Origin of the sequence: Nocardia sp. NPDC050406 (genome assembly GCF_044459025.1) — a bacterium.
Classification (GTDB): Bacteria; Actinomycetota; Actinomycetes; order Mycobacteriales; family Mycobacteriaceae; genus Nocardia.
The window spans coordinates 568,904-581,201 of record NZ_JBITIM010000001.1 but is presented as its reverse complement, the minus strand read 5'-3'; the positions used below and the strand labels follow the sequence as shown (position 1 = coordinate 581,201).

Below are 12,298 nucleotides of genomic sequence, written 5' to 3'. Positions count from 1 at the left end.
ACCCTGTCTCAGTCCCAACTGAGACCGCCGCGCCGCCATTCGTACGCGTAGGCCACCGAGACGTTGAAGATGAACAGGGCCATCGCCGCCAGGCCGAAGATGCCGAGCGAATCGAAGTGCACCGCCCACGGGTACAGGAACACGATCTCGATGTCGAAGATGATGAACAGCATCGCGGTGAGGTAGTACTTCACCGGAAAGCGTTGTCCCGCAGCGTTTCCCGGACCGCCCGCGACGGCGTGCGGGGTGGGCTCGATACCGCATTCGTAGGGTTCGAGCTTGGCCCGGTTGTAGCGCTTGGGGCCGATGAGGGCCGCGAGACCAATGGAGAACAGCGCGAACGCCGCGGCGATCGCGCCGAGAACAAGAGTCGGCACCTCGATATTCACAACCGCACTACCCCTCCTTGCGAGCTGACGCATTTCGGACGGCATGCTGCCGAGGCGGGCTGACGTCGTCGTCGAAGCCGGGCCAGTCTCGCCCCAGGGCACCCGCATGGGCATGGGCTCAGAGCGGTCTGGACCGGCGGATTGATGCCGAATTCGACTGATACCTGAGCTCGCACCCGTGTGAGCTAGGGCACAGCCTACAACTCACACGCTGGGATGCATGAATTTTCGGCGCGCCGTTTGATCGAATTCAGAACGGTCATTCATGACCGATCGGACGAAGTACGCGAACGTCACTGTGACGTTCGAGGGCCGCCCAGCGGGAGGCGGGAAAAGTCAGGCGGCCGACCGGTTTCGGAGCACGCCGACCACCGCGTCGGTGAGCCGGATCGGGTCCAGCGGATGCGAGACCGCCGCCTCGGCGCGCGACCAATTCGCCAGCCAGACATCGTCGGGGCGACCGGTGAGCACGACAATCGGTGGGCAGCCGTCGATTTCGTCCTTGAGCTGTTTCGCCAGGCCGAGACCGCCGGTGGGCTGGGACTCACCGTCGAGGATCGCCAGATCGACCTCACCCGCATCGAGGCGCTCGATGACCACCGGGGCGGTCGCTACCTCTAGGTAGTCGAACTGCTCCAGTTCCGGATGGGGTTTGCGGCCCAGGGCCAGCATCACCTGGCTCCGGGTATCGGCGTCGTTGCTGTACACGAGCACCCGCAGCGCGGCGGGACGTTTCGCTTCGGCCACGTTCCGCATGGTACGGGGCGCGGGCGCGCTCGCGTGGCAGCTTCGCGCATTCACCGCGCGTCGCGCGCGTCGCCGTGGGCCCGGCGGGGGAGGCCGCTTCCCGAACGGCGGCGTTTGACATCGCGGTCGTGTCTCAATCCGGGCTTTGAGGGTCGAATCGCAAATCTTTGCTGGTCACCGGCGGCCGATCGCGCGATCCTGGTAAGCATCGACGATCCAATTCCATGGGCGGTGGCCAGATATGCGAATCTCCGAGATCCTGCGCAGGAAGGGTTCCGACGTAGTCACGATTGCACCCGATGCCTCGGTGCGCGCGCTGCTGGAAATCCTCGCGACCCACAATGTGGGCGCGGTGGTGGTTTCCCCGGACTCGACCTACCTGGTCGGCATTGTCTCCGAGCGCGATATCGTGCGGCACCTACACGGCTCGGGACCCGACATTCTCGACCGCCCGGTCTCGGACATCATGACCGATGTGGTGCACACGTGCTGTCCAGAAGACCGCGTCGCCACCCTCAACAAACGCATGACCGATCACCGCATCCGCCATCTGCCCGTGGTGACCGATGGCCGTCTCATCGGCATAGTCAGTATCGGCGATGTGGTGAAAGCGCAGATCGCGGAGCTCAAGGACGAGCGCGAACACCTGGTCAACTACCTGCACGGGTGATGCACGGCGTGCATTCCCGCATCGAATGCCGACCTGTCGCAGTCCATTTCGCGAAGTTCGTACGGAAATCGGAACTCCCCCGGAGTAATCCGGGGGAGTCCTCCCTGAATACCGCATAGGCTCACCAGCCCTGCTATAGGTGATTGATCCTCTCGACGCCCTCTTGGCCGTCGTCGTCACTATTCACGGCTTCGTTCCAGTTGTCATGAGCCTGCCCATTGGGCCCAGGACTCTGCACCATCTCCCTCATCACATACCTCCTCGCCGGTGTTCCAGAGAATTCCATCCGGCGACCCTGTCGAAACCCGCAAACTCGAATAGGCCGAACACAATTCTCCTCCCGCCCGGTCGATGACTTCTCATTCTGCGACCATCAGAAAAAAGACGGGCGATCTCCCTGTGACGCAGCTCATTTCGCGCCGCCGTCACGCCGCGCCCGCGCTCCTCGTCCAAGGAGCGAGCCCGATGGCCGGGCGGATCGAGGAGTAGTCCGATGAACAACTCGCGACGAGTACCCGCAGGACCATTCGTGACGGCGGCGACCCTGATCGCCGCCGCGACAATGGTGGTGTTCGGCCTCTGGATGCGGGCCGACCCCGCCGGTTTCGCCGAATGGGCGAATTGGCCCAACCACGAGCATTTCCTGCACGACGCCGGGGTATTTCAGCTGGCCATCGGGTTGATGATGGTGTGCGCACTGTGGTGGCGCGACGCCTTGGCGGTGGTATTGGCCGGTTTCGTCTTCGCGAACTCGTTCCACGCGGTCAACCACGCCCTCGACAGCGACCAGGGCGGAAACAGCTCGGACCCATGGTCGCTCGCGCTGGTCTCGGTGTTGGCGCTGGCGGGACTGGTGGTGCGACTGCGAATGACGCGCGACCGCCGGGCCGCGCGCTCGCGGACGGTGGCAGTCGACTAGTCGCCGGTGACCGCGCGTTCCAGTAGACGCTGGAGGGTGTGCAACTCGCGCTGACTCAGCGGTTGCAGGGGAGAGTCCGCGGCGAGTTGGGTGAGCAGCTGTTCGCGCAGGGCGGTGCCCTCCGGCGTCAGGACGAGGAGTTTGGCGCGGCGGTCCGTGGGGTGCGGACGACGCCGCACGTAGCCGCTGCGCTCGAGGCGGTCGACGACGAAGGTGGCGTTGGAGGGCTCGCAGCTCATGCGTTCGGCGAGTTCGCGCATGGTCATCGGGCCGGTGAGTTCGCGCAAGGCGACCGCTTGGGGCGCGCTCAGACCCAACGGGGTGGCGCGCAGGCGGACGTGGCTGTCGATGCGTTGCGCCAGTGCGTTGACCAGGCCGCACAGTTCCCGTTCCGCGGCGGCCACGCCGTCGGCGTCCAGCTCCGGCGTAGTGCTCATGGGGGCCATCCTAGCGGGTCCATCAAGCTGCAATAGTTGCAACTAGAACTATTCCGACTTTAAGCTTCTGTGCGGAACGACACGGACAGGCAGGAGCTCGCACCATGACCTCTCTCCACACCTCCCTCGATACCGTCGCCGCGGACCGTTTGCGGCGGCCGTCGCGGATGCGTTCGATTCGGTTGGGGGAGTTGACGATCACCTATGTGCCCGACGGTGCCGTCGGCCTCGCACCGCGCGGCTGGCTGCCCGACGCCACCGACGAGGATTGGGGCGCGCACGCCGACCATCTCGACGACAACGGATACCTGGTAGCCGGAATCGGCGGGCTGCTCATCGAACTCGGCGACCGAGCGATGCTCATCGACTCCGGCATCGGTCCCATATCGGTGCCCGCCGACCCGGAGAATCCGCTGATCGGCGCCATCGAAGGCGGTGCGCTACTGGAGAATCTGGCCCGGCTCGGCCGTACCCCCGACCGCATCGAAGCTATTGCCTTCACCCACCTGCACGGCGACCACCTCGGCTGGGCCGCGCATCGCGCACCCGACAGCCCGGTCTTCACCGCCGCGGACTATCTGATCGCCGAACCGGAATGGACCCAACGGCACCCCTCCGCCGACCACGCCGTCACCGCCGACATGCTCGCCGCCATGACCCCGAAGGTCCGCACCATCACCGACGGCGAGGAGATCTTCCCCGGAGTCCGAGCCCTGGTAGCCCCGGGCCACACACCCGGACACACCACCTTCTCCATCACCTCCCGAGGCCACCATCTCCTCGCCTTCGGCGACGCCCTCCACTCCCCACTCCAAGTCCGCCACCCCCACTGGTCCTCCGGCGTAGACCACGACCGCACCGAATCGGCCCGAGCCCGACACCACCTCGTCGACACCCTCGCCACCTCCGGCGACCTAGCCTTCGGCAACCACTTCGCCGACGTCGTCTTCGGCACGGTCGAACGAGACCTCGACGGCAACACCTTCTGGCGGCCACTCCTCTGAATTCCGAACCCGCGCAACCTCACCCGCTCGCTTTGTTAATCATTCACCGGTCCGGGCGGGCGGTGCCTGCGTATCCTGTAACCGCAATGCGACGGGGGTCGCGGCTCGGTGATCACCGCTGGATCGGCCATCGTGCAGCGCCGTGACATCGGTGAATTACGGAGTGCCGCATGGCTTCTTCTCCTTCCAACTCCAGGTTGATCTTCCGGCTGACCCGCGGCCAGGTGGTATGGGCCGTGGTCGGCGCCGGGGTCCTCGTCGCGGTAGCGGTGATGGCGCGCGGCAACCTGCACACGATCTACAAGGTGCAGCCCGACTTCGTACTCGGCTGCGCCTTGGCGATCAGCACCTTCTGCTTCACCCGGGCCTTCAGCCGCAACGGCGTCGACATAGCACTGGATCTCATTCGCGAGGGCACCGTCCCCGAGATCGCCGCCGCCCTGGACCAGGTGCACCAAGACAAACTGCACCGCGACGGCGTGCACGAACAGGTCGCCCTGCTTATCAGAAACCTGGTCGCCGCCACCTCCCGCGCGGTCGAGTACTTCGACCTACAAACCCGGTCCCCGCGGTTCTACCTCAGCGCACCCCACATCATGGTGGTGATGCAGGACCTCGACGACGCCATGTTCAACGCATCGCAGATCGGCCTCGCGGTAGGCAGCCGAGAATCACAGCTGCCCTGCTACCCCCTGCCGGAGCAGGCTCGCCATCTCCTCAGAGATTCCCTACGCGACCTACACGAGGCCGTAGCCCGCCGCAACGAAACCTACGAAGCCCTGGCAGCCCAATTCGACACCCCCAGAGAAGACGAACTGTGGGGCGCGTTCACAGTCATGACCTCCGATTCGTTCAAGGCTCTCCGAGATCTGGAAGCCCTGCTGGGCAAGTACATTCACAGCCCACCAAAAGACCAGATCGCCGTCCTACAGGGCTACGTCGCAGCCGCCCGCTCCCGCGCCAGAACCGTCGAGGAAATGACGATCACACGCCCCGATCTCGTACTCCCACCCGCACTGACAATCCTGCTCGAGGATCTGGAGACCGTCGAAGAGAAACTGAGACTCGCCTCGGAGGCCATCGAGGGTGCGCACGCATAAGCGAAAGCGGCTCGGAACCTGGTGGTTCCGAGCCGCTTTCGTCAGTAGCGGGTGCCGTCACGATGTGGGTGTCGCCCTAAGAACCGAGTGTGCCTTCACCGGTCGACACGGTCCCTCCGGGCATCTTGATTTTGTAGCGAACCGAGTCGCCGGGGTTGCCATACAGAACGCCGGTCATCACAGTCGCCGTCGCGATGTACCCCTGACACGCGGCCGGGGAGTAGCCGACGCTGGTCGCATTGCTTGTCAGATCCTCTATCTCGACGACGATCAGTTTGCCGTGGTCGGTGGCATCGCACGTGTAGTTCAGCGTCAACGCGGCGGAGCTCACGACGCTGCGAATGGGTCCGACGACAGACACGGACTCGGCGTGTGCAACTGGAGCTGCGAGCACCGCTGCGAACAATGCGGCCATGACAGCGAACAGGCGGCTTAGCATGATTGATCCCCCCAGGTTTGGCCGCGTGACTGCTGGATGCCTGGCGGGCGATCTGTCACTGTGACCGATGGTTCTTTAGCGGCCTTAGTGTCGCGGGCAATCCGGCACTGATCAACTGAATTCCGCGGTACCGACTGGCAGATGCCGAACCAGCGCGAAAATGGCCCGAAACCATTAGGTTTCGGGCCATTTCGTTAGTAGCGGGGACAGGATTTGAACCTGCGACCTCTGGGTTATGAGCCCAGCGAGCTACCGAACTGCTCCACCCCGCGTCGGGTAGGGACAACATTACAGACAGTGGGGCTGGATACCAAAACGGCTGGTCAGCGGTCGAGTTCGTCGATTATTACGGCCAAAGCCGTTGTCAGGATTGCTCTTTGTTCGGTGTCGAGGCGTTCCATGGCGGCGGCGAAGCGTTGGATGCGGGCCGAGGTGAGGCCGCTGACGAGGTCGGCTCCGGCGGGGGTGGTGGAGAGGAGTTGGGCGCGGCCGTCGCCGGGGTCGGCGGCGCGGGCCAGGTAGCCCTGTTTTTCGAGGCCGGTGACTATGCGCGACATGGTGGGTGCGGTCACTCGTTCGGCGGCGGCCAAGTCGCCCAAGCGCATTGGGCCCGAGCGCGCGAGGGTGGCGAGCGCCGAGGCGGAGCCGGGGCTGAGCGCACCGACGTCCGCGGAGTTGCGCAGCATGCGCCAGAGTCGACCGAGGGTGAGGTAGACCTCGGCGGCTTCGGTCAGCTGGTCGGTGGCGGCGTGCTCGGGCAGCGTCTTCTCCTGGGGTTCAGATTCCCGCACGCTGTGCCGCGGCGAGTTCGGCGGCCTCGTCGGGCTCGGGGCGCGCGCCGCCCGCGAACCACGACGCCACCGCGCCGATCAGCATCATAATGGCGGCCCCGAGGAAGACCACGACAAGACCCGAGTGGAAGGGGCCGGAGATGAGGTGCGGGAAGAACTCCTGGCCGGTGAGGGTCTCGGTGTGCACGCCGGGGTGTTCGAGGGTGCCGCTGGGGCCGAGCAGCTCCTCGATCGGGTTGTAGCCGAGGAAGGCGGCGAAGAGGCTGCCGACGGGCGGCATTCCGGCGACCTGTGCGGCGACGTTCGACGGCACGCCCTGTTCGGTCAGTCCGGAGTTCATGGCGTCGGGCAGCGGACCGGAGAGGCCGACGATCATGAGGGAGAAGAAGACTCCCATCGACAGCGCGGTGCCGCCGTTGAACAGTGTGGCGCGCATACCGGAAGTCACGCCGCGCTGCGAGGCGGGCACGCTGTTCATCACCTCGGCGGTGTTGGGGGAGGCGAACATGCCCGAGCCGAGGCCGTTGAGGAAGACGATCAGCGCGAACACCCCGTAGTCGAAGTCCACCGGTATCACGATCAGCATGACGAATGTCGCCGCGGTGATGAGCATTCCGGCGGTGGCGAACTGCCGCGTCCCGTACTTGTCCGACAGCCAGCCCGCCACCGGCCCGGCCGCCAGGAATCCGATCGTCAACGGCAGAAGGTAGATTCCGGCCCACAGCGGCGTCGCCTCGAAGTCGTAGCCGTGCAGCGGCAGCCAAATGCCCTGCAACCACACGATCAACATGAATTGCAGGCCGCCGCGTCCGACCGACGACATGAGGCTCGCGAGATTGCCCAACCCGAAGGCGCGATTGCGGAACAGCGACAGCTGGAACATCGGCTGCTCGACCCGGGACTCGATCCAGCAGAACAGCACCAGCAGCGCGAGGCCGCCGAACACCGAACCCAGCACCCACGGGCTGGTCCAGCCGGTGGTCGAATCCCCGTACGGCTGAATGCCGTACGTGATACCGGTGAGCAGTGCGGTGAGCCCGAGCGCGAAGGTGATGGTGCCCGGCAGATCCAGCGATCCGGGTGTGCGAGTGCCGAAGTCGTGCAGCGAGCGATACGACCACACCGTTCCGACAATGCCGAACGGCACGCTCACCCAGAACACGGCCTTCCAATCCCACTCCGAGAGCACACCGCCGATCACCAGCCCGAGGAACGAACCCGCCACGGCCGCAACCTGATTGATCCCCAACGCGAACCCGCGCCGCTGCACCGGGAACGCGTCGGTGAGGATCGCCGCCGCATTGGCCATGAGCATGGCCCCGCCGACGCCCTGCACCACCCGCCACACGATCAACCAGATGGCACCGCCGCCCCCGTCGAACGGATCGAGGAACAGCGCGACCGCCGACACCGTGAACACCACGAACCCGAGGTTGTAGATCCGCACCCGCCCGAACATGTCGCCCAACCGCCCGAACAGCACCACCAGGACCGCGGAGGCGAGCAGGAACCCCATGAGCAGCCACAGCAGATAGCTCACATTGCCGGGGGAGAGCGGATTCAACCCGATCCCGCGAAAGATCGCCGGAAGCGAGATGATCACGATCGAACTGTTGATCGTCACCATCAACATCCCGAGCGTGGTGTTCGACAGCGCCACCCACTTGTACCGAGGATGATCTCGATCCACCCGCAGCCGCCGCCGAACGGTCCGAATCTCCCCGGGGTCGATCCCGGTACTGGGCGCGCTGGCCACAGGGTGCCTCCCGATCATGCCGATGTGGAACAGCAGCCCAATATAGTTGCAACGCGCTAACTAATTGAATCGGGAGTCTCGACCAGCGGCCCACCCGCGGGCCCTCGCCGGTCAGAGCTGGTCGGCGAGGGATGTCCACGTCGTTCGCCACCCGCTGTCGTCCTCACGCCGGGCGGGCGGGGCCGCTGCCCGCGCCGGAGGCGATGATCGCCGCCGAGATCTCCTCGAGGTCGGTGGGGGTCAGTTGGAGTGATTCCGCGCCGATCCAGCCGTCGACCTGGCTGGGCTTGCGCGCTCCGACGATGGCGCCGGTGATGCCGGGCCAGGCGAGGACCCATGCGATGGCGACCTCGGGCACGCTGCGGCCATGGCGTCGGGCGATCGGGCGAAGTGCCTCGGCGAGTTGGAGATTGGCGGTCAGGCCGGTGGTGAAGTCGTGGTGGGCGGTGCGCCAATCCTCGGCGGGGAGACCGGCCACGCGCTCGGCGGAGAACGTACCGGTGAGCAAACCCGATTGCAGGGGCGAGTAGACGATGACACCGGTGTCGTGGGCGTGGGCCCACGCGATCTCGGCGGCCGCGGACCGGTTGATCGCCGAGAACGGCGGTTGTATGACATCGACATGCGCGATGCGCTCGGCGGCGTCGAGCAGATCGGGCGTGTGGTTGGACAGCCCGATGGCCCGAACCTTGCCCTCGGCCTTCAAGTCGGCCATGACCTGCCAATACTCCTCGAGCGGTGTGGCATTGGGCGACACCGCGCCGAAGCCGCCTCCGGCATACTCCAGCGATTCGCCGGTATCGGGATAGTGCACCTGGTACAGGTCGATCCGGTCGACCCCCAACCGCCGCAACGAGTCCTCGACCTCGCGACGCACGCTGGCGGGCTTCATGATTCGCCTCGGCGCGGCCGCCGGATTCTCCGGATCCCAGACCAGCCCGACCTTGGTGAAGACATAGGGCCGGTCGCCCTCCGGCATCCCGGCAATGGCCTTGCCGACCAACTCCTCCGAATGCCCCAGCCCGTACACCGCGGCGGTATCGATCCAGTTGACGCCCGCATCGACCGCATGGCGAATCGCGGCCACCGACTCGGCATCATCGGTGGCGCCCCAACTGAACGTCCACCCCGAGCCGGAAACAGCCCACGACCCGAACCCCATGCGGGAGATCTCCATACCGGTGCGACCAAGAGTGACAGTCATAGTGATGTGCTCCTGTGAATCGAAAAGCCGAAACTCTTCCGGCGAGTTCAACTTTCAGGGATGCACTCGACCGCAGGCAGTGCTCGCCTCTGCCTAGGCACGCGATGACCAGACACCGTCGATACGGGCATGCCGGAAGTCCGACGCGCTCAACATCGACGCCGCCAGCAGCAGCCGGAGTTCGAGAGGGGGTAGGAGCGGTGGGGGGACAATGTGGGCTCCTGTTCGGGCGGGTTGGCCTGAACGGTCGAAATTCGCGGCGGGAAGGCGAATATCGCTGCCCGGCGGTGATTTTCGACCGCTCAGGCCAACCTTCAAGCCCCCCTCACCAACGACCGTACAACCACCTCCAACTGCTCCCCGATCTGATCCAGAGGTTCAACACTCCGCTGGGCGCGACACATAGCGACGCTGCCCTCCACGGCGGCAACGATGAGCGTCGCGGTCCGGTCGGCCTCGGAAGGGTTTGCGCCATGGTCGCGCAGGGAGGCCGACAGGAGGGTGGACCACTGGGTGAAGGCGGCTGCCGCGGCGTCGCGGGGCGCTTCCTCGCCCTCGGGGAGGTCTTCTATCGCGACGGCCAGGATCGGGCAGCCCGCACGGAAGTCGGTGTCCACCACGATCTTTCGCCACGCCCGAAGAAAAGCCCGTAGGCCGTCGATCGGTCCCTTCTCGAGTTGGCGGGCGAGCAGGGTCGCCGTGAGATCACCCGCGAAAGTGACTGCCTCCGTGGCGAGTTGGGTCTTGCCGCCGGGGAAGTAGTGGTAGGTCGAGCCCAGGGGAGCGTGCGCGTGCTTGGCGAGTTCGCGGACGCTGGTGGCGTTGAGCCCGCGGCGGCGGATCATGTCGACGGCTCCGGCCACGAGTTTGCGGCGGGAGTCCGAGGGTTCCGACGGCTCGATCGGCATTCGCACCTCCCTGTCTATAACGGTCGTCATATAGTAGCGTCCTGGAGTTATAACGACCGTCATAGGACGACGGTCGGCACGTAGAGGAGCGAGACCATGCCGATGATTCAGCTGACCCTGCCCGCCGGAGTGCTCACCGCCGCGGCGCGTGGCGAGCTCATGAAATCGCTGCCCGCGACGCTGCTGAAGTGGGAGGGCGCGCCCGATACCGCGTTCTTCCGCGCACAGGCCTGGTGCCGGATCGAGGAGGTCGCCGAGGGTGGCTTCGCGGCGATGGAGGACGACCAGCCGCGGTTCCGCGTGGACGTGACGGTTCCCGAGGGCGCGCTCTCGGACCGTCGCAAGGCGGGGCTCATCAAAGAGGCCACCGACCAGGTGCTGGCAGCCGCCGGACTGGGGGAGGCCGATGCGCTGCGCGTCTGGGTGCTGATCCGCGAGCAGGCCGAGGGCACCTGGGGCGCGGCTGGAAATGTCGTGCAGTTCAAGGAGTTGGCCGCCCTGGCGCAGGCCCAGCGCGAGAACGCCTGAGCCGCAACCTCGCTACGAGCGTGCTCGCCGAGGCGAAGGCGGCGACGATTCGCGAGCGCGTCGCCGGATAATCGATGGCGCCCGTTGTCGGACCCGTGTTACCAAGATCAACAGGGGGCCGACGAGAGGAAGCCATGCACGAGTCGACCGCGGTCGCCGCCAACCGCGCGAACTGGGACGATCGGGCCGATGTTCACGCCCGGTCGGAAATGTACGATGTCGCGGGTTTTTTGGCCGATCCGGGCGAGATTTCCTCGGTCGTGCGCAACGACCTCGCCGTGCTCGCGCCGCATCTGCCCGAGTCCGGCATTCGTGGCCGCTCCCTGCTGCACCTGCAATGCCATATCGGCACCGACACCATCTCCTGGGCTCGGCTGGGCGCGGTCGAGGTGTACGGCCTCGACCTGTCGCCGAATTCGTTGCGCCATGCCCGCCGGATCGCCGAGGCCGACGGTCGCGACATCACGTGGGTGGAGAGCGATGCGCGATTCGCGTCCGCGGCGATCGACCGCCGTTTCGACACCATCGTGACCAGCGCCGGAACCATAGTATGGCTGCCGGAGCTCACCGCGTGGGCGCGATCGATTCACGAGCTGCTCGAGCCGGGCGGCTTCTTCATGATTCGTGACGACCACCCGATGTTGGGCGCCATGGGGTTCGAGCCCTGGGAGGTCACCGACGACTACCTCAGCGGCGGCGGTGCGCACACCGAGGAGGACTCCGGCTCCTACACTCCGGGTTCGGAGGGCCAGATCGCGCACACCACCAACCATCAGTGGCAGCACGATCTCGGCGAGATCGTCACGGCACTGTTGGAGGCGGGGCTCACCATCGAAGCCCTCCACGAGCTCCCGTATATGGACTGGCGGCCGTTCCCGGACCTCGTCGCCAGCCCCGAAGGCTGGACTCTGCCCGCTGGGTCGCCCCGCATCCCGCTCAATTTCGCGATCGTCGCCACACGCCCCGACTGAGCTACGCCACGTCGCGACTGCCGCCGTCCGGATCGGCCCGGTCGAGATGCCAGCTGTGGATGCGCCGGGGATGAATGCGAATGATGGTGTGGCTGAACCATTCCGGCGCGACAGGAATGTCCTCGACATCGAGGATCTCGGCGGTGCCGCGAATTTCGATCCCCCGTCCCCAGCCGGGTTTGACCTCATTGGGATCGTCGGGCGTCATATCGTCGACTATCAGGCTGACCGTCGAATTCGCCCGGATATTGCGGTAGCGCTGGGCATTCGGGTTGGGTCCGCCGATGTCGATGGTGCCGTCGGAGTTCAGACGGAATCCCACGGCGACCTGGTTGGGATGGTTGTCCTTGTTGACGGTGGCAAGGCGCGCCAGGCGTTGGGTGGCCAGGTACGCGCGTTCGGCATCGGTATAAGGCATAGCAGGCAAGGTAGAAG

General features: G+C 65.8%; 15 protein-coding genes and 1 tRNA gene. 6 read left to right on the top strand and 10 right to left on the bottom strand.

Features of this window, described 5'->3' with window-relative positions; genetic code table 11:
- Positions 1-8 precede the first annotated feature (8 nt).
- Entirely contained in the window at positions 9-422 is a 414-nt protein-coding gene (locus tag ACIBH2_RS02665) for an NADH-quinone oxidoreductase subunit A (protein ID WP_397116786.1), read from the bottom strand.
- A 303-nt stretch (positions 423-725) separates the two neighbouring features.
- The gene (locus ACIBH2_RS02660; RefSeq protein WP_397112661.1) at positions 726-1,145 is read right to left on the bottom strand and encodes a hypothetical protein; all 420 of its coding nucleotides are present in this window, start codon (positions 1,143-1,145) and stop codon (positions 726-728) included.
- Positions 1,146-1,377: 232 nt separating this feature from the next.
- Here ACIBH2_RS02660 and ACIBH2_RS02655 point away from each other — a divergent pair, with 232 nt between their 5' ends.
- Positions 1,378-1,806, top strand: coding sequence for a CBS domain-containing protein (locus tag ACIBH2_RS02655; RefSeq protein ID WP_397112659.1), 429 nt, complete (start codon positions 1,378-1,380; stop codon positions 1,804-1,806).
- Between the two features lie 529 nt (positions 1,807-2,335).
- A complete protein-coding gene (locus ACIBH2_RS02650; protein ID WP_397112657.1) occupies positions 2,336-2,725 on the top strand; it encodes a hypothetical protein in 390 nt (129 codons plus the stop codon).
- Here the strand turns inward: ACIBH2_RS02650 and ACIBH2_RS02645 are convergent.
- Entirely contained in the window at positions 2,722-3,162 is a 441-nt protein-coding gene (locus ACIBH2_RS02645; RefSeq protein WP_397112655.1) for a MarR family winged helix-turn-helix transcriptional regulator, read from the bottom strand. The two genes, ACIBH2_RS02650 and ACIBH2_RS02645, sit on opposite strands and share 4 nt — an antisense overlap.
- 104 nt (positions 3,163-3,266) lie before the next feature.
- Between ACIBH2_RS02645 and ACIBH2_RS02640 the strand changes: the two genes are divergently transcribed.
- Entirely contained in the window at positions 3,267-4,166 is a 900-nt protein-coding gene (locus ACIBH2_RS02640; protein ID WP_397112652.1) for an MBL fold metallo-hydrolase, read from the top strand.
- 170 nt (positions 4,167-4,336) lie between these two features.
- Positions 4,337-5,266, top strand: a complete 930-nt coding sequence (locus ACIBH2_RS02635; RefSeq protein ID WP_397112650.1) for a hypothetical protein — start codon at positions 4,337-4,339, stop codon at positions 5,264-5,266.
- Between the two features lie 76 nt (positions 5,267-5,342).
- Here the strand turns inward: ACIBH2_RS02635 and ACIBH2_RS02630 are convergent, their stop codons facing one another.
- The 6 genes from ACIBH2_RS02630 to ACIBH2_RS02605 all read right to left on the bottom strand — a co-directional run bounded on the left by ACIBH2_RS02630 (position 5,343) and on the right by ACIBH2_RS02605 (position 10,364).
- A complete protein-coding gene (locus ACIBH2_RS02630) occupies positions 5,343-5,705 on the bottom strand; it encodes a hypothetical protein (protein ID WP_397112648.1) in 363 nt (120 codons plus the stop codon).
- 198 nt (positions 5,706-5,903) lie between these two features.
- A tRNA-Met gene (locus ACIBH2_RS02625) sits at positions 5,904-5,977 on the bottom strand.
- Between the two features lie 51 nt (positions 5,978-6,028).
- A complete protein-coding gene (locus ACIBH2_RS02620; RefSeq protein ID WP_397112646.1) occupies positions 6,029-6,496 on the bottom strand; it encodes a MarR family winged helix-turn-helix transcriptional regulator in 468 nt (155 codons plus the stop codon).
- Positions 6,483-8,270, bottom strand: coding sequence for an MFS transporter (locus ACIBH2_RS02615; RefSeq protein WP_397112644.1), 1,788 nt, complete (start codon positions 8,268-8,270; stop codon positions 6,483-6,485). Before ACIBH2_RS02615 ends, ACIBH2_RS02620 begins: the two co-directional genes overlap by 14 nt.
- Positions 8,271-8,415: 145 nt before the next feature.
- Positions 8,416-9,456, bottom strand: a complete 1,041-nt coding sequence (locus ACIBH2_RS02610) for an aldo/keto reductase (RefSeq protein ID WP_397112642.1) — start codon at positions 9,454-9,456, stop codon at positions 8,416-8,418.
- A 314-nt stretch (positions 9,457-9,770) separates the two neighbouring features.
- Positions 9,771-10,364 carry a TetR/AcrR family transcriptional regulator gene (locus ACIBH2_RS02605; protein ID WP_397112640.1) on the bottom strand — a complete coding sequence of 198 codons (594 nt, stop codon included), beginning with the start codon at positions 10,362-10,364 and terminating at the stop codon, positions 9,771-9,773.
- A 96-nt stretch (positions 10,365-10,460) separates the two neighbouring features.
- On the opposite strand from ACIBH2_RS02605, the gene ACIBH2_RS02600 reads away from it, so the two are divergent.
- Positions 10,461-10,892 carry a 4-oxalocrotonate tautomerase family protein gene (locus ACIBH2_RS02600; protein WP_397112638.1) on the top strand — a complete coding sequence of 144 codons (432 nt, stop codon included), beginning with the start codon at positions 10,461-10,463 and terminating at the stop codon, positions 10,890-10,892.
- Positions 10,893-11,026: 134 nt separating this feature from the next.
- The gene (locus ACIBH2_RS02595) at positions 11,027-11,863 is read left to right on the top strand and encodes a class I SAM-dependent methyltransferase (protein ID WP_397112636.1); all 837 of its coding nucleotides are present in this window, start codon (positions 11,027-11,029) and stop codon (positions 11,861-11,863) included.
- 1 nt (position 11,864) lies between these two features.
- On the opposite strand, the gene ACIBH2_RS02590 is transcribed toward ACIBH2_RS02595, so the two are convergent.
- On the bottom strand, positions 11,865-12,281 hold the full coding sequence (locus ACIBH2_RS02590) for a PPOX class F420-dependent oxidoreductase (RefSeq protein WP_397112634.1): 417 nt from the start codon (positions 12,279-12,281) through the stop codon (positions 11,865-11,867).
- Between the last annotated feature and the right edge of the window lie 17 nt (positions 12,282-12,298).